The organism is Limnohabitans sp. (genome assembly GCF_040401495.1).
In the GTDB taxonomy this organism is placed as follows: domain Bacteria; phylum Pseudomonadota; class Gammaproteobacteria; order Burkholderiales; family Burkholderiaceae_C; genus Limnohabitans.
This window is the reverse complement of sequence record NZ_JBBAOI010000014.1, coordinates 1-22,497: the sequence shown is the minus strand read 5'-3', so window position 1 is coordinate 22,497 and position 22,497 is coordinate 1. Positions and strand designations below refer to the sequence as shown.

At 56.5% G+C, this 22,497-nt stretch carries 25 protein-coding genes and 3 tRNA genes; 23 read left to right on the top strand and 5 right to left on the bottom strand.

Going from position 1 to position 22,497, the window contains the following annotated elements; all coding sequences use genetic code 11:
• Positions 1 to 24: 24 nt before the first annotated feature.
• Together gshB and AC9UEO_RS09500 are read left to right on the top strand one after the other, a co-directional pair.
• A complete protein-coding gene (gene gshB, locus AC9UEO_RS09505; RefSeq protein ID WP_509532485.1) occupies positions 25 to 1,002 on the top strand; it encodes a glutathione synthase in 978 nt (325 codons plus the stop codon).
• A complete protein-coding gene (locus AC9UEO_RS09500) occupies positions 999 to 2,207 on the top strand; it encodes an FAD-binding domain-containing protein (RefSeq protein ID WP_509532483.1) in 1,209 nt (402 codons plus the stop codon). The genes gshB and AC9UEO_RS09500 overlap by 4 nt, the downstream gene beginning before the upstream one ends.
• On the opposite strand, the gene AC9UEO_RS09495 is transcribed toward AC9UEO_RS09500, so the two are convergent.
• A complete protein-coding gene (locus tag AC9UEO_RS09495) occupies positions 2,204 to 4,414 on the bottom strand; it encodes a malate synthase G (protein WP_509532481.1) in 2,211 nt (736 codons plus the stop codon). The two genes, AC9UEO_RS09500 and AC9UEO_RS09495, sit on opposite strands and share 4 nt — an antisense overlap.
• Before the next feature lie 115 nt (positions 4,415 to 4,529).
• Between AC9UEO_RS09495 and argS the strand changes: the two genes are divergently transcribed.
• From argS to AC9UEO_RS09445, 10 genes are all read left to right on the top strand, one after another.
• Positions 4,530 to 6,227 (top strand): arginine--tRNA ligase, encoded by a 1,698-nt coding sequence (argS, locus tag AC9UEO_RS09490; RefSeq protein WP_509532479.1) that lies wholly within the window; start codon positions 4,530 to 4,532, stop codon positions 6,225 to 6,227.
• Positions 6,228 to 6,236: 9 nt separating this feature from the next.
• On the top strand, positions 6,237 to 6,827 hold the full coding sequence (locus AC9UEO_RS09485; RefSeq protein WP_509532477.1) for an SPOR domain-containing protein: 591 nt from the start codon (positions 6,237 to 6,239) through the stop codon (positions 6,825 to 6,827).
• Between the two features lie 22 nt (positions 6,828 to 6,849).
• Positions 6,850 to 7,491 carry a thiol:disulfide interchange protein DsbA/DsbL gene (locus AC9UEO_RS09480; RefSeq protein ID WP_509532475.1) on the top strand — a complete coding sequence of 214 codons (642 nt, stop codon included), beginning with the start codon at positions 6,850 to 6,852 and terminating at the stop codon, positions 7,489 to 7,491.
• A 108-nt stretch (positions 7,492 to 7,599) separates the two neighbouring features.
• The gene (lptA, locus tag AC9UEO_RS09475; protein WP_509532474.1) at positions 7,600 to 8,106 is read left to right on the top strand and encodes a lipopolysaccharide transport periplasmic protein LptA; all 507 of its coding nucleotides are present in this window, start codon (positions 7,600 to 7,602) and stop codon (positions 8,104 to 8,106) included.
• Positions 8,103 to 8,864, top strand: a complete 762-nt coding sequence (gene lptB / locus AC9UEO_RS09470; protein WP_509532472.1) for an LPS export ABC transporter ATP-binding protein — start codon at positions 8,103 to 8,105, stop codon at positions 8,862 to 8,864. The genes lptA and lptB overlap by 4 nt, the downstream gene beginning before the upstream one ends.
• 16 nt (positions 8,865 to 8,880) lie before the next feature.
• On the top strand, positions 8,881 to 10,458 hold the full coding sequence (gene rpoN, locus AC9UEO_RS09465; protein ID WP_509532470.1) for an RNA polymerase factor sigma-54: 1,578 nt from the start codon (positions 8,881 to 8,883) through the stop codon (positions 10,456 to 10,458).
• On the top strand, positions 10,455 to 11,762 hold the full coding sequence (locus AC9UEO_RS09460) for a THUMP domain-containing class I SAM-dependent RNA methyltransferase (protein WP_509532469.1): 1,308 nt from the start codon (positions 10,455 to 10,457) through the stop codon (positions 11,760 to 11,762). The genes rpoN and AC9UEO_RS09460 overlap by 4 nt, the downstream gene beginning before the upstream one ends.
• Before the next feature lie 8 nt (positions 11,763 to 11,770).
• Positions 11,771 to 12,187 carry a putative toxin-antitoxin system toxin component, PIN family gene (locus tag AC9UEO_RS09455; protein WP_509532468.1) on the top strand — a complete coding sequence of 139 codons (417 nt, stop codon included), beginning with the start codon at positions 11,771 to 11,773 and terminating at the stop codon, positions 12,185 to 12,187.
• Positions 12,188 to 12,197: 10 nt separating this feature from the next.
• Positions 12,198 to 12,503, top strand: coding sequence for a 4a-hydroxytetrahydrobiopterin dehydratase (locus AC9UEO_RS09450; protein ID WP_509532466.1), 306 nt, complete (start codon positions 12,198 to 12,200; stop codon positions 12,501 to 12,503).
• 18 nt (positions 12,504 to 12,521) lie between these two features.
• Complete coding sequence (locus AC9UEO_RS09445; protein ID WP_509532464.1) at positions 12,522 to 12,749, top strand: DUF167 domain-containing protein; 228 nt, start codon at positions 12,522 to 12,524, stop codon at positions 12,747 to 12,749.
• A 3-nt stretch (positions 12,750 to 12,752) separates the two neighbouring features.
• On the opposite strand, the gene AC9UEO_RS09440 is transcribed toward AC9UEO_RS09445, so the two are convergent.
• The 4 genes from AC9UEO_RS09440 to apaG are packed head-to-tail and all read right to left on the bottom strand — an operon-like array spanning position 12,753 to position 15,150.
• On the bottom strand, positions 12,753 to 13,289 hold the full coding sequence (locus AC9UEO_RS09440) for a CinA family protein (protein ID WP_509532462.1): 537 nt from the start codon (positions 13,287 to 13,289) through the stop codon (positions 12,753 to 12,755).
• Positions 13,271 to 13,780 (bottom strand): phosphatidylglycerophosphatase A family protein, encoded by a 510-nt coding sequence (locus tag AC9UEO_RS09435; protein WP_509532461.1) that lies wholly within the window; start codon positions 13,778 to 13,780, stop codon positions 13,271 to 13,273. The genes AC9UEO_RS09440 and AC9UEO_RS09435 overlap by 19 nt, the downstream gene beginning before the upstream one ends.
• Positions 13,781 to 13,790: 10 nt before the next feature.
• Positions 13,791 to 14,756, bottom strand: coding sequence for a thiamine-phosphate kinase (gene thiL / locus AC9UEO_RS09430; RefSeq protein WP_509532459.1), 966 nt, complete (start codon positions 14,754 to 14,756; stop codon positions 13,791 to 13,793).
• Positions 14,757 to 14,760: 4 nt separating this feature from the next.
• Positions 14,761 to 15,150, bottom strand: a complete 390-nt coding sequence (apaG, locus tag AC9UEO_RS09425; RefSeq protein ID WP_509532457.1) for a Co2+/Mg2+ efflux facilitator ApaG/CorD — start codon at positions 15,148 to 15,150, stop codon at positions 14,761 to 14,763.
• Between the two features lie 59 nt (positions 15,151 to 15,209).
• Here apaG and rpe point away from each other — a divergent pair, with 59 nt between their 5' ends.
• The 11 genes from rpe (at position 15,210) to AC9UEO_RS09370 (ending at position 22,400) form a co-directional block, all read left to right on the top strand.
• A complete protein-coding gene (gene rpe, locus AC9UEO_RS09420) occupies positions 15,210 to 15,890 on the top strand; it encodes a ribulose-phosphate 3-epimerase (RefSeq protein ID WP_509532456.1) in 681 nt (226 codons plus the stop codon).
• 20 nt (positions 15,891 to 15,910) lie between these two features.
• The gene (locus AC9UEO_RS09415) at positions 15,911 to 16,408 is read left to right on the top strand and encodes an Lcl C-terminal domain-containing protein (RefSeq protein WP_509532454.1); all 498 of its coding nucleotides are present in this window, start codon (positions 15,911 to 15,913) and stop codon (positions 16,406 to 16,408) included.
• 21 nt (positions 16,409 to 16,429) lie between these two features.
• Positions 16,430 to 17,128, top strand: coding sequence for a phosphoglycolate phosphatase (gene gph, locus AC9UEO_RS09410; protein ID WP_509532452.1), 699 nt, complete (start codon positions 16,430 to 16,432; stop codon positions 17,126 to 17,128).
• 224 nt (positions 17,129 to 17,352) lie between these two features.
• Positions 17,353 to 18,849: an anthranilate synthase component I gene (gene trpE / locus AC9UEO_RS09405; protein WP_509532450.1), complete on the top strand. Its 1,497-nt coding sequence runs from the start codon at positions 17,353 to 17,355 to the stop codon at positions 18,847 to 18,849.
• On the top strand, positions 18,846 to 19,421 hold the full coding sequence (locus AC9UEO_RS09400) for an anthranilate synthase component II (RefSeq protein WP_509532448.1): 576 nt from the start codon (positions 18,846 to 18,848) through the stop codon (positions 19,419 to 19,421). The genes trpE and AC9UEO_RS09400 overlap by 4 nt, the downstream gene beginning before the upstream one ends.
• On the top strand, positions 19,418 to 20,455 hold the full coding sequence (gene trpD / locus AC9UEO_RS09395) for an anthranilate phosphoribosyltransferase (protein WP_509532446.1): 1,038 nt from the start codon (positions 19,418 to 19,420) through the stop codon (positions 20,453 to 20,455). Before AC9UEO_RS09400 ends, trpD begins: the two co-directional genes overlap by 4 nt.
• Before the next feature lie 22 nt (positions 20,456 to 20,477).
• Positions 20,478 to 21,281, top strand: a complete 804-nt coding sequence (gene trpC, locus AC9UEO_RS09390) for an indole-3-glycerol phosphate synthase TrpC (protein ID WP_509532444.1) — start codon at positions 20,478 to 20,480, stop codon at positions 21,279 to 21,281.
• Complete coding sequence (locus tag AC9UEO_RS09385) at positions 21,274 to 22,005, top strand: uracil-DNA glycosylase (RefSeq protein ID WP_509532443.1); 732 nt, start codon at positions 21,274 to 21,276, stop codon at positions 22,003 to 22,005. The genes trpC and AC9UEO_RS09385 overlap by 8 nt, the downstream gene beginning before the upstream one ends.
• 87 nt (positions 22,006 to 22,092) lie before the next feature.
• Positions 22,093 to 22,178 (top strand) — tRNA-Tyr (locus AC9UEO_RS09380).
• Positions 22,179 to 22,221: 43 nt separating this feature from the next.
• Positions 22,222 to 22,295, top strand: a tRNA-Gly gene (locus AC9UEO_RS09375).
• 30 nt (positions 22,296 to 22,325) lie between these two features.
• Positions 22,326 to 22,400: transfer RNA gene (locus tag AC9UEO_RS09370), tRNA-Thr, on the top strand.
• Positions 22,401 to 22,497 lie beyond the last annotated feature (97 nt).

Sequence of the window (22,497 nt, the reverse complement as noted above, 5' to 3'; positions counted from 1 at the left end):
GTAGGTGCTGGTAACCTTGGGTATATGAACTTTTTGTTTATCACCGATCCTTTGCAGGGCTTCAAGCTCGATAAGGACAGCAGCTTGGCCATGATGCGCCAGGCCCAAGCGCGGGGTTATACGGTGTGGGTATGCGGCACCCTCGATCTGCAGTGGCAGCGTGGTGAACGCGTCAGCGCTGTGATGCAACGCCTGCACCTGAAAGACCATGCGCCCAGTTGGTACCACGTCGAAGAAACGAGCGCCAAAGCTTTGTGCGACATGGACGCGGTGCTCATGCGCAAAGACCCACCGTTTGACAGCGAATACTTCTACGCCACCCACATGCTCAGCCAAGCCGAGCGCGAAGGTGCGAGGGTTTTTAACCAACCCAGCGCCTTGCGCGAGCATCCAGAAAAGCTTGCCCTCATGGAGTTTGCCCAATGGACCACGCCCACCTTGGTCACGCGAGACGCTCAGGCGATTCGTGCTTTTCATGCCCAGCACCACGACATCATTTTGAAGCCCTTGGATGGCATGGGGGGCATGGGCATTTTTCGGGTGCGAGCAGACGGTTTGAATTTGGGCAGCATCATCGAAACGCTTAACCGCGAGGGCTCCACCAGTGTGATGGTGCAAAAATTTGTGCCCGATATTGCCCAAGGCGACAAGCGGGTGTTGGTCATTGGAGGCAAGCCCGTGCCTTACGCCTTGGCCCGCATTCCCCAAGGTAATGAGGTGCGCGGCAACTTGGCCGCAGGCGGCAAAGGTGTTGCCCAAGCTTTGAGCCCACGCGACAGCGAAATCGCCCAAGCCATCGGACCCACCTTGGCGGCGCGGGGTTTGCTACTGGTGGGTTTGGACATCATTGGCGACTGCCTCACCGAGGTCAACGTCACCAGCCCTACCTGCTTTCGTGAAATCACCGATCAAACGGGGTTTGATGTGGCGGCAATGTTCATGGATGCATTGGCGCAAGCGCTGAAACACCCCATAGTTTCTGCGGTTGCATCGACCCCATGAAGTTGTTTTTGGATCAGCAGTTATTCGAGCCTTATGCTCATGCTGCGCATTCGCGCTTGGCGTCAATTCGTCCCTTTGAATACGCCCAAACCCGCAACCACCTCAACGGGGCGGTGACGTTGTTATCGCCTTATCTGACCCATGGCTTATTGAATGTGCCCCAAGTTGCACAGCACGTGTACAAAGCGCATCGCATAGGGGTGCAGCATAAATTCATGTTCGAGTTGGCGTGGCGTGAATATTTTCAGCATGTACAAGACGCATTGGGTAACGAAATCTTGCACAACCTGCAAGAAGGCGTGTTGCCCGATGATGCCTATGTGCAGGCCTTGCCTGATGATGTGCGTCGAGGCGCCACGGGAGTTCCCGTGGTTGATCAAGCTGTGCGGCAGTTGTATTTCAGCGGCTATTTGCACAACCATGCAAGGCTGTGGTTGGCAAGCTATTTGGTGCACATGCGCAAGGTGCACTGGCGCGTGGGCGCTGAGTGGATGTACAGCCATTTGATCGATGGCGACATCGCAAGCAACCACCTTAGCTGGCAATGGGTGGCTGGCACTGGCAGCCATAAGCCATATTTATTTAATGCCGACAACGTCGCCTTTTACGCCCCAGAGTTATGGCACAGCCCGCAAACCGTGATTGATAAGCCGATGGACATTATTGACATGATTGCCCACAGCCGCGCTACCTTTACCCAGTCACTGTCAAAATTTGCACCGGTGGAAGAACCCATGCTGCATGTTCAACCGCCCGCCGTCGCTGGATTGGTCTCCAGTGGCTTGGCTGGCGAAAAACTGATAGGGCGCGATGTTTGGTGGATTCACTCGTGGGCTATCACCGACAAAATTCCAGATGATTTGCCCTCAGATGTGATTCGTATCGCCGCTTGCTGGCAAGGCTGGACCGAGCAGCACCCTTGGAGCGAAGCACGCTGGCGGTTTGTGGGCAAAGGCATGAACGATGTGGCTTCGCATTGTTGGTTCGAGTCAGACGAGCGCTTGATGGCCATGCTTGCCAGCGCCAAAAGTGTCCACGTGTGGGACCATGCGTGTTTGCCCGATTGGCCAGACGTTAACTGGGTTCGCCATGCCCCCTTAAGGTTGTGGCCCCGCCAAACCGAGCACAGCCCCTCGTTTTCGCACTGGTGGGGACGTGTGAATCGCTACAAACAATCCATACCGCAGTTGCTGCGCAAGCTCTAGGTAGCTGAAGCCTTTACCCGCAAACGCCAAGCGTGCAGCAGCGGTTCGGTGTAACCGCTGGGCTGTGCCTTGCCCTTGAACACCAAATCGCAAGCCGCTTGGTAAGCCTTGGAGGTGTCAAAGTGGCCCGCCATGTTTTGGTACAGCGGGTCGTGGGCGTTTTGCTTGTCCACCACCGCGGCCATGCGCTCAAAGGTGGCGCGCACCTCGGCCTCGCTGACCACGCCATGGTGTAACCAGTTGGCAATGTGTTGGCTGGAGATGCGCAGCGTGGCGCGGTCTTCCATCAGGCCGACGTTGTGGATATCGGGCACTTTGGAGCAGCCCACACCTTGGTCGACCCAGCGCACCACATAGCCCAAAATGCCTTGCACGTTGTTGTCGAGTTCTTGCTGCTTGTCAGCGGCGTTCCAGTCGGCTTTGGCCACCACGGGAACGGTCAACAGGTCTTTGAGCAAACTGTCGCGTTGCTTGTCGGCGTCGATCTTTTCCAGCTCTTTTTGCACATCGCTCACCAACACCTGGTGGTAGTGCATGGCGTGCAGCGTTGCGCCTGTCGGGCTGGGCACCCAAGCGGTGTTGGCACCGGCCTTGGGGTGGCCGATTTTTTGTTCCATCATGGCCTTCATCAGGTCGGGCATGGCCCACATGCCTTTGCCAATTTGCGCCTTGCCACGCAAGCCGCAAGACAGACCCACCAACACGTTGTTGCGCTCGTAAGCGGCAATCCATGCGCTGCTCTTCATGTCGCCCTTGCGCAGCATGGGGCCGGCCAGCATGGCGGTGTGCATCTCGTCGCCGGTGCGGTCCAAAAAGCCGGTGTTGATGAAGGCCACGCGGCTGGATGCAGCGGCGATACAGGCTTTCAAGTTGACGCTTGTGCGGCGCTCTTCGTCCATGATGCCCAGCTTCACCGTGCTGTCGGGCAAGCCCAAAACCTGCTCGACACGACCAAACAACTCGGAGGCAAACGCCACCTCGGCAGGGCCGTGCATTTTGGGTTTGACGATATAGACCGAGCCGGTGCGCGAGTTGCGCATGCCGTTGGCGCCGTGGCCTTGTAAGTCGTGCATGGCGATGGCGGTGGTGACCATGGCGTCCATGATGCCCTCGGGGATTTCATGCGTTTGGCCGTTGGCACCGGTGTAGAGGATGGCCGGGTTGGTCATCAAGTGGCCCACATTGCGCAAGAACAACAGCGAGCGGCCATGCAGCTTGACCTCGGTGTTGCCCTTGGGCGATTGGTAGACACGGTCGGCATTCAAGCCGCGCTTGAAGGTGGTGCCGCCCTTGCTCACGTCTTCGGTCAGCGTGCCTTTCAAAATGCCCAGCCAGTTGCTGTAGGCCAAGAGTTTGTCCTCGGCGTCCACCGCAGCCACCGAGTCTTCCAAATCCAAAATGGTGGACAAAGCGGCTTCGACCACCAAGTCGTACACGCCAGCGGGGTCGGTTTGGCCAATGGGGTGCTGGGCGTTGATTTGGATGTCCAAATGCAAGCCGTTGTGGACCAGCAAAACCGAGGAGGGATGCGCTGCGTCCCCTTGGTAGCCGACGAATTGCTTGGGGTCGGCCAAGGCTGAGGTTTTGCCGCCTTTGAGGGTGACCACCAAAGCGCCTTTGACCACGGCGTAGCCGATGGAGTCGATGTGCGAGCCCGACTTCAAAGGCGCGGTGCGGTCCAGCACGTAGCGGGCGTACTCAATCACTTTGGCGCCGCGCTTTTCGTTGTAACCCGGGCCTTTGGCGCAGCCGTCGGCTTCAGAAATGACGTCGGTGCCGTACAAAGCGTCGTACAGCGAGCCCCAACGCGCATTGGCGGCGTTCAAGGCGTAGCGGGCGTTCAGAATGGGCACCACCAACTGGGGGCCGGCTTGTTGGGCCAACTCAGCATCGACGTTGGCGGTGGTGGCTTTGAATTTGGCAGGTACAGGTACCAAGTAGCCGATCTGTGTCAAAAAAGCTTGGTAGGCCACCATGTCCGTCACGGGGCCGGGGTGGGCGATGTGCCATTGGTCTAGGGCTGCTTGAAGGCGGTCACGCTCGGCCAACAGGGCCAGGTTTTTCGGGGCCAAGTCGGCCACGATGGCATCAAAGCCACGCCAGAAGGTCACACTGGTCACACCAGTGCCGGACAAAACCTGTTGGTCGATAAATTGGTAAAGCGCAGTGGCTACTTGGAGTCGGTAAACAGAGGTGCGAGCGGTCATGTGGGGTCAATAAAGTAGGAGCATTAAAAACAAAAAGCCTCGAAAGGCCGTGTCGCCATTGTAGAGAACGAGCGCAGACCAACTTTGCCGCAAGCCCGCCTCGTAGAATGGCCGAATGCTTTTGGTTCAACATGATTTGCAACTGGCTTTGGCCCAGTCTTTGGAAGCCCTCATGCCTGGTGCGTCTGCCAAGGCAGTGCTGGAGCACCCCAAAGTCGCCGCCCATGGCGACTGGGCAGTGACTGCCGCCATGCAGTTGGCCAAGCCCTTAAAGCGCAATCCCCGAGAAGTTGCCCAGGCCTTGCGCCTGTCTTTGCTGGACTCCGATGCCGCCAAGCGCTGGGTGCAAGCCATAGAGATTGCCGGCCCAGGTTTTATCAATATCCGCTTAACGCCTGACGCACAGCATCAAGTGGTGCGTGAAGTCTTGCGTCAAGCGGCGGGCTTTGGTCGGCAAGCAGCGCATGGCAAAGCTTTGTTGGTGGAGTTTGTCTCAGCCAACCCCACGGGTCCTTTGCATGTGGGCCATGGTCGTCAGGCTGCTTTGGGCGACGCCATTTGCAATCTGTTCGATACCCAAGGTTGGTCGGTGCATCGTGAGTTCTATTACAACGACGCCGGTGTGCAAATTCACACCTTGGCGGTGTCCACCCAGTGCCGCGCCAAGGGCTTGTCGCCTGGCGACGCTGCGTGGCCCGAAACCGCTTACAACGGCGACTACATCGCTGACATCGCCCGTGATTTCTTGGCCCAAAAAACCGTCACCGCTGACGACCGGCATTTCACTGCCAATGGCGATGTGAATGATTTGGACAATATCCGCGACTTCGCCGTGGCCTATTTGCGCCGTGAACAAGACTTGGATTTGCAAGCCTTTCAGGTGAAGTTTGACCATTACTATTTAGAGTCCAGCCTGTACACCGATGGGCGGGTCGAGCAAGCTGTGGCCTCGTTGAACGCCTCGGGACACACCTACGAGCAAGACGGTGCGCTGTGGTTGCGCTCCACCGATTTTGGCGACGATAAAGACCGCGTGATGCGCAAGTCCGATGGCAGCTACACCTACTTTGTACCCGATGTGGCTTACCACTTGGCCAAATGGGAGCGTGGTTTCACCAAGGTCATCAACATCCAAGGTACCGACCACCATGGCACCATCGCTCGTGTGCGTGCGGGCTTGCAGGCCGCCTCACAGCAGCAGGGTTTGGCTATTCCCCAAGGCTACCCCGACTATGTGCTGCACACCATGGTGCGGGTCATGCGTGGTGGTGAAGAGGTGAAGATTTCCAAGCGAGCGGGCAGTTATGTGACCCTGCGCGACCTGATCGAGTGGACCAGCAAGGATGCGGTCCGCTTCTTTTTGCTCAGCCGCAAGCCTGACACGGAGTATGTTTTTGATGTGGATTTGGCGCTGGCGCAAAACAACGACAACCCGGTGTTTTATGTGCAATACGCCCATGCGCGGATTTGTTCAGTGCTAGCAACTTGGACTGAATCCAGCGGGTTGACACCCATGCATTTGGTTGACGTCGATTTGGCTGCCTTGGACTCAACCGCGGCACTGTCACTTTTGCGGGTGCTGGCGCGTTATCCGAATATGTTGCAACAAGCCTGTACCGATTTTGCCCCGCATGACGTCAGTTTTTACCTGCGCGAGTTGGCCTCGGCTTACCACAGCTATTACGATGCCGAGCGCATCTTGGTCGATGAGCCCTTGGTGCGCCAAGCGCGTGTGGCTTTGGTCGCAGCCGTAGCGCAGGTTTTGCACAATGGATTGGCGGTTTTGGGCGTATCGGCGCCCACCCGGATGTAAAGGTCAAGCATGGTTTCTTTTTCTCGACAACGTGGCAACACCGTACTGGGTTTTATCTTGGGCTTGGTGGTGGGTTTGACGGTGGCCTTGGTGGTGGCGATTTACGTCACCAAGGTGCCCATTCCTTTTTTGAACAAAGGCTTGAGCCGCAACGCCGAACAAGACGCGGCAGAGCAAAAAAAGAACAAAGACTGGGATCCCAACGCTCCTTTGTATGGCAAAAGTCCCGCTGCCAATGCGCCCGCCGCGGACAAGCCGGTGCTCAATCCTGCCGCACCTCCCCCACCTGTCCCGCCAACAGCAGAGCCGAGTTCTGCTGACCCATTAGGCGATTTGGCGCAAAGCAAAGCCCAAGGTGTGGACGCTTTTTATTATTTCGTGCAGGTCGGCGCCTTCAACGGCAGCGAGGAAGCGCAAACACAGCGAGCCAAGTTGGCTTTGGGGGGCTTTGACCCCAAAATATCCGAGCGCGAACAAAACGGCAAAATCGTCTATCGGGTGCGTTTAGGACCTTTCGAGACCAAAACCGAGGCCGAAGACGCCCAAAGCAAACTCAAAGCCACCAAATTTGAATCCGCTCTTATGCGGGTTCAACGCTGATCTTTTTTTCAAGAGGCCCACCATGCAACGCCGCACTTTTTCAGCCCTGACTTTGGGCTCACTTTCTTCCATGTCTTTTGCCCCAGCCATTGCACAGTCGGGCTTCAAGGAGGGTGCCGATTACTTCAAGCTCAGCCAAGCTGTACCCACCGAAGCGGCCAAAGGCCGTATCGAGGTGCTGGAGTTCTTTTGGTACAACTGCCCGCATTGCAATGCTTTTGAGCCCACGCTCAGTGCTTGGAGTAAAAAACTGCCCAAGGACATAGAACTCAAACGTGTACCGGTGCGGTTTCGCACCGAATTCGAACCCCAGCAGCGTGCTTACTATGTGCTCGAAGCCTTGGGCAAAGTCGAAGAGTTGCAAGCCAAGATGTTTGCGGCCATCCATACCGAACGCCAAACCCTTACCACCTTGGAGCCTTTGTTGGTGTGGGCCGAGAAAAACGGTATTCCCAAAAAGCAGTTCACCGATTTGTACAACTCCTTTACCGTGATCGGCAAAGCCCGTCGCGCCGCGCAGTTGCAAGAGCAGTTCAAAGTCGAAGGCGTGCCCGCGCTTGGGGTGGCGGGGCGGTTTTATGTGGATGGCTCTTTGGCTGGCAGCATGGAGCGGGCTTTGCAAATTGTTGATTTCTTGCTTGGCGAGGTACGCAAAGGCCGCTGAACAGGGCAATTCTGCCCCTACAATGCAAGCCATCTGTCCATCAGCAATTTTCGTGCCTTGAAAAATTTTCTTTTTTTATGTTGTCTTGCTGCGGCTTTGCAGGCGCCTATGGTTGCATGGGGGGAAAAAGCCGACCGTGGCAAGCCCATGAACATCGAGGCAGATAACCTGGACCACGATGAACTCAAGCAACTCAGCATCTTCACTGGAAAAGTTGTCGCCACCAAAGGCACCTTGGTTTTGCGGGGTGCGCGTCTAGAGGTGTTGCAAGACCCCGAGGGCTACCAATATGGCTTGTTGATCGCCGAGCCTGGAAAAAAAGCGTTTTACCGCCAAAAGCGTGAGGGCTTGGACGAATGGATGGAGGGCGAGGGTGAACGTATCGAGTACGACAGCCGCGCTGACCGAGTCACCCTTATCAACCGTGCGCAGATTCGCCGCTTCCGTGGCACCGTATTGAACGACGACATCACAGGACAGCGCATCGTTTATGAAAACTTGACCGACCAATTCACGGTGGATGGCAAGAACGCGGGCGCCAAGCCTGGCACCGAATCCTCTGGACGGGTACGCGCGGTGCTGACCCCGCGCAAAAAAGACGAGGCAGGCAAGTGAATTCCACGCCTGCCCCCATCAGCCGGTTGGTGGCGCAGCATCTGCAAAAGTCCTATATCAGCCGCACCGTGGTGCACGATGTGTCTATTTCTGTGGCCAAGGGTGAAGTGGTCGGGTTGCTTGGCCCCAATGGCGCGGGCAAAACAACGTCCTTCTACATGATCGTTGGCTTGTTGCGTGCAGACGCGGGAACCATCACCATTGATGGCGAGTCGGTTGAGGATTTGCCGATTCACCGTCGCGCCCGCATGGGCTTGAGCTATTTGCCCCAAGAGGCCTCTATTTTTCGCAAACTCAATGTGGCCGACAACGTTCGGGCGGTGTTGGAGTTGCAAGTCGATAGCCTTGGCAAGCCCTTGGACAAAAACACCATTCAAACCCGTTTAAATGGCTTGTTGCAAGAGTTGCGCATCGAGCATTTGCGCGATTCACCCGCACCTTCTTTGTCGGGTGGCGAGCGCCGGCGTGTGGAAATTGCCAGGGCCTTGGCAACGCAACCGCGCTTTATTTTGTTGGATGAGCCCTTTGCAGGTATTGATCCCATCGCAGTGCTGGAGATCCAGCGCATCATTGGTTTTTTGAAAGCCAAGGGCATTGGGGTACTCATCACCGACCACAATGTGCGCGAAACATTGGGCATTTGTGACCATGCCAGCATCATCAGTGAAGGCCGTGTGCTGGCCGAAGGAACGCCAGAGGATATCGTCAACAACCCAGAGGTACGGCGGGTGTACCTGGGCGAAAACTTCCGCATGTGAGGGCAGGGCAAAGCTTATGAAGCAAGGCCTGTCACTTCGCGTTTCGCAGCATCTGGCCCTCACGCCACAGCTGCAGCAGTCCATCCGCTTGTTGCAACTCTCCACCTTGGAGCTAAGCCAAGAGATCGACCAAATGCTCGACGACAACCCTTTTCTTGAAAAAGAGATGGAAGACTTGGCGCCGCGCGAAGACTTTGGTCTAGAGCAAGAAAACACCCAAGCAGCCAGTTCGGAGGCAGAGCCTGAGAGCTGGGACGGCCCCATGGACCGTGTGAGCGAAGTGCGGGTAGAAACTGCCAGCGAAACCACCTCCCCCATCGACGCCGAAGGGGTGGCCGAGAGCTGGGACGGCGATGGCAGCGTGGAGTTTTCACCTGACGACAGCGAGTGGGGCGGCGACGCACCAGCGCGCAACAACAGCAGCAACGATGACGATGAAAAAGCGCAAGCCACCGAGTTGGCTCGTAACCAAGAATCACTCCCTGCGTTTTTGCACCGCCAAGCCTTGTCGCTCAGGCTTGACGACACCGACCGCGCGGCTTTGCGTTTTCTCATCGAGTCATTGAATGACGAGGGGTATTTGGAGGACAGTTTTCAAAGCTTGGCCGAGAGCTTGGCGGGCGACGACTTGGAGCAATGCGAAGAGTTGGTGCACCGCTTTCAAGTGGCCTTGAGTCTGTTGCAAAGCTTGGAGCCCACAGGCGTAGGTGCCCGTGATTTGGGCGAATGTTTGCGCTTGCAACTGCAAGCCATTCCAGCAGACACCGAGGAGCAAGCGCAGTTACGTGCTTGTGCGCTGGCGATTTGCAAGCAACCGCTGGAACTGTTGGCCAAACGGGACTTCAAGCGTTTGGCTGTAGCGGTGAATGACAGCGAAGCGCAAGTGAAATTGGCCATGACCTTGATTGCGCGGCTTGAGCCCAAACCGGGCAGGCGTTTCATTGATGTGGAACGCAATGTCATCATCCCCGATGTGCTGATCTTGCCGCACGGAGTGGACAAACAAGGGCTGCCACAGTTTCGCGCCATGCTCAACCCCGAGGTGATGCCGCGCCTGAAGGTGAACGACATTTATGCCAACGCCTTAAAAGGCGGCAAGGGCGATGGCCATGCGGGCTTGCAGCAGCGTTTGCAAGAAGCACGCTGGATGATCAAAAACATACAGCAGCGCTTTGACACGATTTTGCGGGTGAGCAACGCCATCACGCAGCGGCAAAAGAGTTTTTTCATTCATGGCGAGCTGGCCATGAAGCCCATGGTCTTGCGCGAGATTGCCGAAGAACTGGGTCTGCACGAGTCCACCATCAGTCGCGTGACCACCGCCAAGTACATGCACACACCTTATGGCACTTTTGAGTTGAAATATTTTTTCGGCTCAGGGCTTGGCACCGACAGCGGCAACAATGCCTCCAGCACCGCGGTGCGAGCGCTTATCAAACAGCTGATCGCCAGCGAAAACCCGAAAAAACCTTTGTCGGACAACCAGCTCTCTGACATGCTCAAAGAGCAAGGCATTGACTGCGCCAGACGTACCGTGGCCAAGTACCGTGAAGCCCTGCGCATAGCGCCTACCAACCTGCGTAAGACCCTGTGAACGCCTTGCAATTGTTTGTCCCCTGCGCCGCTGGGGTGGAAAGTTTTTTGGCCTATGAGGTCGCACAAATCACGGGTCTGCCAGCGCATGACATGCAAACACTGCGCGGCGGTGTTCAGCTGCAAGCCTCATGGCGAGCCGCGCTGCAACTGAATTTGCACAGCCGCTTAGGCATGCGGGTGCTGATTCAACTCGCCCACCAGCCTTATGCCAGCGAGGACGATATTTACAACGCCGCCAGCGCCGTGGCTTGGGAAATGTGGTTCACGCCTAAACAAAGTTTTCGGGTGGAAATTACCGCGCAGCACAGTCCCTTAAAGAGTTTGAATTTCGCCACCTTGCGGGTGAAAGACGCCATCGCCGACCGCTTTCGTGACAAAGCAGGTGTACGTCCCGATGTGGACACCCAACGTCCCGATGTGCGTGTGCATGCCCACCTGACTGACAAAATGCTCACTCTTTATTTGGACACCAGCGGCGAGCCTTTGTTCAAACGCGGCTGGCGTGAAGACAAGGGCGACGCCCCTTTGAAAGAAACCTTGGCTGCTGCCATGTTGGCCGCCAGCGGTTGGAGCATGCCCATCCTCACAGCGCCTGGCGAGACCGCGCCAACTGTGCCCTCGGTGGCGGGGGTCGAGCAAGGCTGGCCGTTGTACGACCCGTGTTGCGGCAGTGGCACCATCGTCATTGAAGCCGCACAAATTGCTTGCCGCATGGCGGCGGGTTTGCAGCGGCGATTTGGGTTTGAGAAGTTACGCATGTTCGACGCCCATGTGTGGCGGCAGTTGCAAGAAGAAGCGCGAGGCCAACAGTGCGATCCGCGTGCTGCGGTTTACGGCAGCGACTTGGCATTTCGCATGGTCGACTTTGCACAACGCAACGCTGAGCGGGCAGGTGTCGCCAAGGCGGTGAACTTGCGCGGCGGCGACGCTTTGCAGCGCATGCCGCCCATTGATGCGCCTGGCGTGATGTTGGTGAACCCGCCCTATGGCGAGCGCATAGAAGCCGCTGGTGTGGCGGGTGCGGCCAGCATGGCTCGCAGTGGACGAGAGGTGGGGCAGGTGGAAGACGGTGGAGAATTTTTCAGCCAACTCGCCAGCCACTGGAAGAAAAATTATGCGGGCTGGCGCGCTTGGGTGCTGACCCCAGACCTCAAGTTGCCTGGCCGTATGCGGCTGAAAGAGTCGCGCCGTGTCCCCATGTGGAACGGCCCCATCGAGTGCCGCATGTTCCGCTTTGACTTGATGGCCGGTTCGGCGCGTAAACCTGCTGCGGCTGTCGACCAGCCGCCTCCCCTTGGATGAGTGAGGGCTTGGCGTCAACGCAGGTGGTGATTGACACCAATATCGTGCTCGATATTTGGGTGTACCAAGACCCAGCCACCCCTTGCTTGTTGCAAGCGTTGCAAGCGGGCGAGTTGCAATGGCTGGCTACGCCACCCATGCGCGAAGAACTGCTGCGGGTGTTGGACTACCCGCACATCGTTGAGCGCCGCAACCGAAACGGCTTGACCGCACAAGAGATATTGGCGCACTTTGACCGCTTGGCGACTATCCAAGCCATTGCACCCAAAGCGCCCTATGTGTGCAAAGACGAAGACGACCAAAAATTCATCGATTTGGCTGTCGCCCATCAAGCCTTGCTGTTGAGCAAAGACAAGCAGGTGCTCAGGTTAACCAATCGTTTGGAGAGGTTGGGGGTCGCCGTGCGGCAGAAATTGCTTAAGTAACATTGGCAGTATGACTTTATCTTTCTGTAAAGAAACTGCATTCAAGGCATTGCAAACCCATGCCCGCACAAAATGGTGCATGGACGAAACCAGCATTCAAACGCAGTGGGTGTTCAAAGATTTTGCGCAAGCCATGGCGTTCATGAACGCCGTGGCCGAGGTGGCCGAGCGCATGAACCACCATCCCGAGTGGAGCAATGTGTACAACCGCGTCAATGTGCGCTTGACCACCCATGATGCGGGAGGGCTCACCCATTTAGATTTCGATTTGGCAAGAGCCATGGACGCCTTGGCTATTACTGCTTCTCAAAGTTAAAGCCTTAAGCTCTCAGGTATGAGTCGGGTGGTACAAATCAAAGTCAAACCTCAGTCGAGATCAAGTGCGCTCACCCAAGAAGCAGACGGCAGTTGGCTGGCTCACATCAAGTCGCTGCCGGTGGACGGCAAAGCCAACGAAGAATTGATTGGCTTGGTGGCCAAGCAGTTTGGCTGCGCCAAGTCCAAGGTCAGCATCAAAAGCGGTGCGGCTTCAAAAACCAAGCGTGTGCTGATTGAGGATTGAGTCTCAGGTTTTGCGCTGTTGCAGCAGTTGCAGCAATTGCGCCAACGCATGGGCTTGGGTCGCCAACCGAACCGCAGCACGGTCGCCGCCAAAGTGACAGGTTTGCACTTTCACCCAAACAGTTTCAGCGCCCAAAGTGGGACCGCCGTCGGTGGGCAGTCCCCATGCAAAACATACGGTGCCCACGGGTTTGCTAGCGCTTCCCCCACTGGGGCCTGCAATACCGGTAACAGCCAGTGCCACTTGCGCTTGTGAATGCTTCAATGCGCCCAACACCATGGACTGAGCCACGGCTTCGCTGACCGCGCCGTGCTGTTCAATCAGCGCTTTGGGCACACCCAACATGTCATGCTTGGCCTCGTTGCTATAGCTGACAAAGCCGCGTTCAAACCACTGGCTGGAACCGGCAAGGTCGGTGCAAGCTGCAGCAATCATGCCGCCTGTGCAACTCTCGGCCGTGGCCATCATCCAACCGCGTTGCAGCAAGGCACCAGCCAAGGTGGTGACAAGGCTTGAGGTGCTCACCTGGTCACCTGCCATAAGGCCAAACACAACAAGGTGCAAAACCCCGCCACGATGTCATCGAACATGATGCCAAAACCGCCGCGCCAACCCTGACCATGAAACGCACGATCAGCCCAACCCACAGGGCCAGGCTTGAGCGCATCGAACAATCGAAACAACACAAAAGCCGCCAACTGTCCACCAAAACCAGCAGGCATCCAAATGAAAAGCACCCACCAAAATGCGGCAATTTCATCCCACACAATGGCGCTGGGATCGTTGACTTGCATGTGGTCGGCGGTGATGGTGCTGACCCACCAACCCACAGGCAAGCTGGCCGTCAATACCCAAGCTATCTGGGTTGTATCCAACAAATAAGACATCAACAAAAAAGACGCCCACGCCCACAAGGTGCCCACCGTGCCCGGCGCCCACGGACTTAAACCAGAGCCAAAACCCATAGCCAGCCAATGCGCAGGGTGCGAGAGCATGAAACGAGCGGCTTGAGAACTGGCGGCGTAAGACATGAAAGCCATCTTAATGGGCGAAATGGTCAAAGCTGGCAAAGCGGCGCGACATGGGAAGGCCTTGCAGGTCCAGCACCTGCACCCCAGCCACAGGGGTGATACGACCAATACAGGTGATGCTCACACCTGACAGCTCTGCTGCTTCCAACACCGCATCAGCTTGATCGGGGGCTGCGGTGAACAGCAGCTCGTACTCGTCGCCACCGGCCAAGGCAAAATCCAAGCGCTTGTTAAACGCCACCGACTGCATCGCATCACTGATGGCGACGCTGTCTTGCACCCAAGCGGTTTCTATCACCGCACCGACTTTGGAGCGCTGCAAGATGTGACCCAGATCACCCAACAAACCGTCGCTAATGTCGATAGCCGCATTGGCCACACCGCGCAGGGCAAGGCCGAGGTCGACGCGGGGCGTAGGCCTGTCCATGCGAAGCCGCGCTAATTCAAAATGGGCTGTCTCAAGAGACAAAGTGCCTTTAAAGACCTCGAGCGCCAAGCGAGCGTCGCCCACCGTGCCGCTGATGTAAATGTCGTCGCCCACTTGGGCATGCTGGCGCAGCAAGGCGTCGCCAGGCGGCACCTCGCCAAACACGGTGATACAAATATTCAAAGGTCCTTGGGTGGTGTCGCCGCCTATCAGTTCGCAGCCGTGCGCATCTGCCAAATCCCACAAACCTTTGGAAAAACCGGCTAACCAGTTGTCGTCAATGAAGGGCAAAGCCAATGCCAAGGTGAAAGCCAAGGGCTTAGCACCACAAGCAGCCAAGTCGCTCAAGTTCACTGCCAAAGCTTTATGCCCCACACCGGCAGCGGGGGTGGTGGACAAAAAATGCCTGCCCTCTACCAACATGTCAGACGACACCGCCAGTTGCATACCTGCTTGAGGTTGCAGCAAGGCGCAGTCGTCACCGACGCCCAGCACCGCACGGCGAGCAGGGCGGGTGAAATAGCGGGCAATCAGGTCAAACTCGCCCATGTGGCTAGTGCATTTGGCGCTTGCCGCTGTCGCTCAAGGCATCCAACACAAACATGGGGATGTCGACATCAAACTTTTCGCCATCCTCGGCCACGCAAAAATAACTGCCGTGCATGGTGCCGGTGGGAGTGCGAAGACGGGTGCCACTGGTGTACTCAAACACCTCGCCAGGTTGAAGCAAGGGTTGGTAGCCCACCACGCCCAAGCCTTTGACCTTTTCATGCAAGCCCTCAGCATCATTAATGTGCCAGGTGCGGGAAATGACTTGCGCTCCAATGTCGCCGGTGTTGCGAATTAGCACGGAATAGGCGAAGGCATACAGACCATTTTCGGGCGCTGATTGCTCGGGTAGGTAGTGCGGTGTCACTTCGACGCGGAGTTGGTAGGCTGGCATAAGAAATAGGTTTGACAGAAAATCAGCTGAACTTGCATTCTGACACCATAATTGCGCCCATGAACACCACTTACCGCATCGCCCCCTCCATCTTGTCCGCTGACTTTGCCCGTTTGGGCGACGAGGTGAAAAACGTCATCGCTGCTGGCGCAGACTGGATTCACTTTGATGTGATGGACAACCACTATGTCCCCAACCTCACTTTCGGCCCCATGGTCTGTCAGGCCTTAAAGCCCCACGCCAAAACCGCTGCCGGTGTGGCCGTGCCTATCGATGTGCACCTCATGGTGCAACCTGTCGACGCTTTGGCCGCGCTGTTTGCCCAAGCCGGTGCCGACCTCATCAGTTTCCATCCCGACGCCTCCGCTCATGCCCACCGCAGCGTGCAAGCCATCAAGGCGGCAGGTTGCCAAGCGGGTGTGGTGTTCAACCCCGCGGAGCCAATGGATGTGCTCGATTGGCTGATCGACGACATCGACCTCATACTCATCATGAGCGTCAACCCAGGTTTTGGTGGCCAAAGCTTCATTGACTCGGCATTGCGCAAGGTAGAGCACGCCCGTAAACGCATTCAAGCCAGTGGCCGTGACATCCGCTTGGAAGTCGATGGCGGCATCAAGCCCGACAACATCCGCCAAGTGGCCAACGCTGGCGCAGACACTTTTGTCGCGGGCAGCGCCATCTTTGGCAAACCCGATTACAAGGGCGTCATCGACCAGATGCGCGTGGCCTTGGCTTAATTTTTTTCTTGAAAGTTCTCATGTCTCTTCGATTCAATTGCATGGCGCTTGCCACTTCTTTGGCGCTTGTCACCAACCTCGCCCAAGCGGCGTGCTACGCCGATTCACCCTTGACCCGCCCCGATGACCGCTACCAAGCGGTGGACGGCAGCAATGGCGCGCAAGTCAAAGACACGCAAACGGGTTTGGTTTGGCAACGCTGTATGCATGGCCTAAATTGGGATGGCAATGCCTGCTCGGGCAATGTGACGCCGCAAGACTGGCCCACCGCCAGCAAAACCGTTGCCGGCGCAAAGCCTTGGCGTTTGCCCACCCAAGCCGAGTTGGAAGGCTTGATTGAGAAAAGCTGCAGCAAACCCGCTTTGAACAACAGCTGGTTTGGCTCTGGCCCCATGGGCTGGGTCTGGACCGCGACCGACATGGGCAGTCCCGATGGTTCAGTGGTGGTCAACACCGAATCTGGTTTGATTGCCAACTTCATCAAAAAGCTTCCGCTCTACGTGCGCTGGGTGCGCTGACTTCACCAACTGTTATTACCTATGAATATCCCTACTTTGCAAGCCCTGATGATCGACCTGGATGGCACCATGGTCGACACCATGGCCGACTTCGAGGCCGCGCTCAATTTGGCTTTGGCCGACATCGACTTGCCCAAGGTTGACAAAAGCGTGGTCAATATCGCTGTGGGCAAAGGCTCCGAGCATTTGGTTCGCACGGTGTTGCGCCACCAACTGATGCTGCCCGAGGTACAAGCCAGCGGCTTAGTGTGCGATAACACCACGGTGGAAACGATGTACGAGCCTGCTTTTTTGCGCTACCAACACCACTATGGCCGTGTCAACGGCCAGCACGCCGAGGTCTACGCGGGAGTGCTGCAAGGCTTGCAGGCGTTCCAAGCCAAAGGGTTGCCTATGGCCTGCTTGACCAACAAACCCACAGCTTTTGCCAAAGATTTGTTGGCGAGGAAAGGCCTGGATGGGTTTTTTGGCCATGTCTATGGTGGCGACGCTTTCCCACGTAAAAAGCCAGATCCCATGCCATTGCTGGAAACCTGCAAAGCTTTGGGTACCGCGCCATCACACACCTTGATGCTAGGCGACTCGCAAAACGACGCCCAAGCCGCGCGGGCGGCAGCTTGTCCGGTGGTGTTGGTTACCTATGGCTACAACCATGGCGAGCCCATTCGCGGTGTGGACTGCGACGGCTTCATCGACAGCTTTACCGAACTGCGGTTTTAAGCGCCTTTGGGCGCATTTGATACACTTTCAGACATGTTTATCCATCTCAACACCCTCACAGGTTGCAATGACCGAGGAGCTTGGCCTTGGCGTCGCCAGCCCTGCTCGGCAGTGTTGGCGTTGGCTTAAACCCTTTACTGCCTCCTTCTCTTGGGCCCTTTTTGGGTGCCCCTTTTCAAATTTTGAAAGCCCTTAAAGGGCCGAGCTGTGGAGGCTCTGGCGTCATGACAGAAACCGAATTCAAAGAACTGAAAAACCAAGGCTTTAACCGCATTCCCTTGATGCTCCAAGCCTTTGCCGACCTCGAAACCCCTCTTTCGCTTTATCTGAAGCTGGCTTTTCACCAAGATGGGGGCAAACACAGCTTCTTGCTCGAATCGGTGGTGGGCGGCGAGCGCTTTGGCCGCTACAGTTTCATTGGCTTGCCTGCTCGCACCCTGCTGCGTGCCAATGGTTTTAGCGCGAACGCACACACCGAGGTGGTGACCGACGGCGTGGTGGTGGAAACTGACCATGGCAACCCCTTGGACTTCATTGCCAGCTACCAGCAGCGCTTCAAGGTGGCGTTGCGACCTAGGATGCCGCGTTTTTGTGGCGGCTTGGCCGGCTATTTTGGTTATGACACGGTGCGCCATATTGAAAAGAAGTTGGCGCACAGTTGTCCGCCAGACACCTTGGGTTGCCCCGATATCTTGCTATTGCAAACCGAAGAGTTGGCAGTCATTGACAACCTTTCTGGCAAGTTGACCTTGCTGGTGTATGTGGACCCCGGCCAAGACCATGCGTATGAACACGGGCAGCAACGTTTGCGGCAACTCAAAGACATGCTCAAGCACTCGGTGCAAGCGCCTGAACTCAAACCTTCACAGGCATACGTACCCGAGCGGCAATTCGCTAAAGGCGATTATTTGAGTGCGGTTGAGCGGGCCAAAGGTTTGATTGAAGCGGGCGACTTCATGCAGGTGCAAGTGGGCCAGCGTATCCAAAAGCGCTTCACCCAAAGCCCCTTGTCGCTTTACCGTGCATTGCGCTCTTTGAACCCCAGCCCCTATATGTATTACTACAACATGGGCGACTTCCATGTGGTGGGGGCCTCGCCTGAAATTTTGGTCCGCCAAGAAACCACGCCAGAGGGCAACAAGGTCACCATTCGCCCACTGGCGGGCACCCGTCCGCGGGCCGCCACCCCCGAGGCAGATTTGGTGACCGAGCAAGAGTTGATCAACGACCCCAAAGAACGTGCCGAACATGTGATGTTGATTGACTTGGCCCGCAACGACATAGGGCGTATTGCCAAAACCGGTACGGTGAAAGTCACAGAGGCGTTTGCGGTCGAACGTTACAGCCATGTGATGCACATCGTCAGCAATGTCGAGGGCATGTTGAAGGACGGCATGAGCAGCATGGACGTGCTGCGAGCCACCTTTCCCGCAGGCACCCTGACCGGCGCACCCAAGGTACACGCCATGGAGCTCATCGACCAGTTGGAGCCAGTCAAGCGTGGCATTTACGGCGGCGCTTGTGGCTACCTGAGTTTCGCGGGTGACATGGATGTAGCCATTGCCATCCGTACCGGCATCGTTAAAGATGACACGCTTTATGTGCAAGCGGCGGCTGGCGTGGTCGCCGACTCGGTGCCCGAGATGGAATGGCTCGAAACCGAGCACAAAGCGCGGGCCTTGCTGCGAGCCAGCGAATTGGTCGAGGAGGGCTTGGAATGAAGCTCCTTATGATCGATAACTACGACAGCTTCACCTACAACCTCGTGCAGTACTTTGGTGAACTTGGCGCCGAGGTGATGGTGTACCGCAACGATGAAATCACGTTGGCTGACATTGAAGGTTTGAAACCCAGCCATTTGGTGGTGTCGCCCGGCCCTTGCTCGCCAGCTGAAGCAGGCATTTCGGTGGCCGCTATTGAGCACTTTGCGGGTAAATTGCCTATTTTGGGCGTATGTTTGGGGCATCAAAGCATAGGCGCAGCTTTTGGCGGGCGCATCATCCGCGCCCAGCAACTCATGCATGGCAAGACCAGTGTCATCCACACTACCCAGCAAGGCGTGTTTGCTCATCTGCCCAAAGACTTCACCGTCAACCGCTACCACTCGCTGTCGATTGAGCGCAGCAGTTGCCCCGCTGAATTGGAGGTCACCGCCTGGACCGACGATGGCGAGATCATGGGCGTGCGCCACCGTAGTTTGTCTATTGAAGGCGTTCAATTCCACCCCGAGTCCATACTCACCGAGCACGGCCACGCTTTGTTGAACAACTTCTTGAAAATGCAGCAGCCATGACCAGCATTACACCCAGCGAAGCTTTGCAGCGCACCATCGAGCACCGTGAAATTTTTCACGACGAAATGCTGCACCTCATGCGCATGGTCATGAATGGCGAGATCACGCCCCTTATGACGGCTGCCATCCTGACCGGCTTGCGTGTCAAGAAGGAAACCATTGGAGAAATCACTGCCGCTGCGCAAGTGATGCGGGAGTTCTCCACCAAGGTTGAAGTCACAGACCGCACCCACTTGGTAGACATTGTCGGCACGGGGGGCGACGGCGCCAACACCTTCAATATCTCCACTTGCGCCATGTTTGTCGCCGCTGCTGCAGGGGCCAGGGTCAGCAAGCACGGCGGGCGCAGCGTCAGCAGCAAAAGCGGCAGTGCCGATGTGCTGGAAAGCCTAGGGGTGCACATCAACCTGCCTCCAAGCGCCATTGCCCAAAGCATTGCCGAGGTCGGCATTGGCTTTATGTTTGCGCCCAATCACCACCCCGCCATGAAAAACGTGGCGCCGGTGCGAAAAGAGTTGGGTGTTAGAACCATTTTTAATATCTTGGGGCCACTGACCAACCCAGCTTCTGCACCGAACATTTTGATGGGCGTGTTCCACCCCGACTTGGTCGGTATCCAAGTTCGCGCATTGCAACGCTTGGGTGCTGAGCACGCCTTGGTGGTCTATGGGCGAGACGGCATGGACGAGGTCAGCTTGGGTGCCGCCACCTTGGTGGGCGAGTTGAAAAACGGCGAAATTTCCGAGTATGAAATTCACCCTGAAGACTTTGGCCTCGCCATGGCCAGTCACCGTGCTTTGCGGGTGGAAACGCCTGAGCAGTCACGTGACATGGTTTTATCCGTATTGGATAACCAAGCCGGTGCGCCGCGTGACATAGTCGCTTTGAATGCAGGCGTGGCGCTATACGCTGCCAATGTCGCACCCACCATGGCTTCAGGCATTGCATTGGCGCAGCAAGCCTTGGCGCAAGGTTTGGCCAAAGCCAAGTTGGCACAATTGAACGAATTCACCGCCCAACACGCCAAGGCGTGACACACACATAAAGGCCCTGTCCGTGAGCGACATACTGAACAAAATCGTCCAAACCAAGCATGAAGAAATCGCGCTTAGAAAACGTGCCGTGTCTTTGGAAGCAGTGCGTGCCGATGCACAAAGCCGTGTGCTGACCAGAGACTTTGAAGGCGCTTTGCGCCGCAAAATTGCGGCTGGCCAAGCGGCTGTCATTGCCGAAGTGAAAAAAGCCAGCCCCTCTAAAGGCTTGTTGCGCGAAGACTTCATCCCAGCAGATATTGCCCAAAGCTACGCCATGGGCGACGGCAACGTCAACGCTGCGTGTTTGTCAGTCCTCACCGACCAACAGTATTTCCAAGGCAGCAACGATTACCTCAAGCAGGCCCGTGCCTCTTGTGATTTGCCGGTGCTGCGTAAAGATTTCATGGTCGATATTTACCAAATCTTTGAGTCACGCGCCATGGGCGCGGACTGCGTGTTGCTGATCGCCGCTTGTTTGGACGACGCGCAAATGACCGATTTCGAAGCCGCTGCCCGCAGCTTGGACATGGCGGTCTTGGTCGAGGTGCACGACCGCGTCGAGCTTGACCGTGCCTTGAAGCTCAAAACCGCGCTGGTGGGCGTGAACAACCGCAACCTTCGCACTTTCGAGGTGTCTTTGGACACCACATTGACGCTCATGGCCGATTTCCCTGCCAATAAATTGCTGGTCACAGAGAGCGGTATCGCCACCCGCGAGGATGTTTCTCGCTTGCGTGCGGCAGGTATACATGCGTTTTTGGTCGGCGAGGCATTCATGCGTGCACCCGAGCCAGGCGAGGCTTTGGCCACTCTGTTCGGTGACTAATTCCGCCAGCTTGCAAACGCTGGACCCGCTGGCTTGGCCGGTGCACCCTTCTTGGCAAGACTTGGTTGACAGGTTTTGGCGCAGCCAGCAAGGTCAAGCCTTGTTGTTTTTTTTGCAGCAACGCTTGCAAGCGGGTGCGTTGATTTACCCCCCTGAGCCTCTTAGGTCCTTGTGCTTAAGCGCTTTGTCTGAGGTCAAGGTGGTGATCTTGGGTCAAGACCCGTATCACGGCTCGGGGCAGGCTGAGGGCTTGGCTTTCTCTGTACCCCCTGGGGTTCCTGTGCCACCATCGTTGCGCAATATTTTCAAGGAGTTGCAGAGAGACCTTGGTCAAGCCCCGCCATTTGAGGTCAGTCTGAGTCCTTGGGCTGCAAAGGGGGTGTTGTTGCTCAATACCTGTTTGACTGTTGAGGATGGTTTGCCCGCCAGCCATGCCAAACAAGGTTGGGAGGCGCTCACTGACGAAATTATTATTGCCATTACTCAATCTACCAAGGCCTGTGTATTTATGCTGTGGGGTGTACACGCCCAGTCAAGGGCTGTGTTGATTGCCCAGACCTCAAGCCACAAGCCCACAACTTGCTTGGTACTGCAAGCCAACCACCCCTCGCCCTTGTCGGCCTTGCGCGGCCCGCAGCCATTTATCGGATGCGGGCATTTCTCAAAGGCACAGCAGTGGTTGCAGGCCAAAGGACTGTCCATGGACTGGCGCCTAGACAGCTAAAAACCGCAACTGCTTGAAGGAATTGGTAATTTTCTAGGGCTGTCCAGCTTTTTCAGGGGCGAAATATGCTATAGTCTTTGGCTCGCTGGAGGGGTGCCCGAGTGGCTAAAGGGGGCAGACTGTAAATCTGTTGGCTTACGCCTACACTGGTTCGAATCCAGTCTCCTCCACCAGCGAAAACACGGCCTTTAGTGTCTACCAGATGTCTGGTTTGATGCGGGAGTAGTTCAATGGTAGAACCTTAGCCTTCCAAGCTAATGACACGGGTTCGATTCCCGTTTCCCGCTCCATTGTGTTTTTGGTGGTGGTGATGAGGTTTTGCCCTTGTGGCTCAGTGGTAGAGCACTCCCTTGGTAAGGGAGAGGTCGCGGGTCCGATTCCCGCCAAGGGCACCAGAGTTTAGGTTTTTTGTTGTGAGTTTTTTTTCGGAGTCGAAGAATGGCAAAAGGCAAGTTTGAGCGGACCAAACCGCACGTGAACGTTGGCACGATT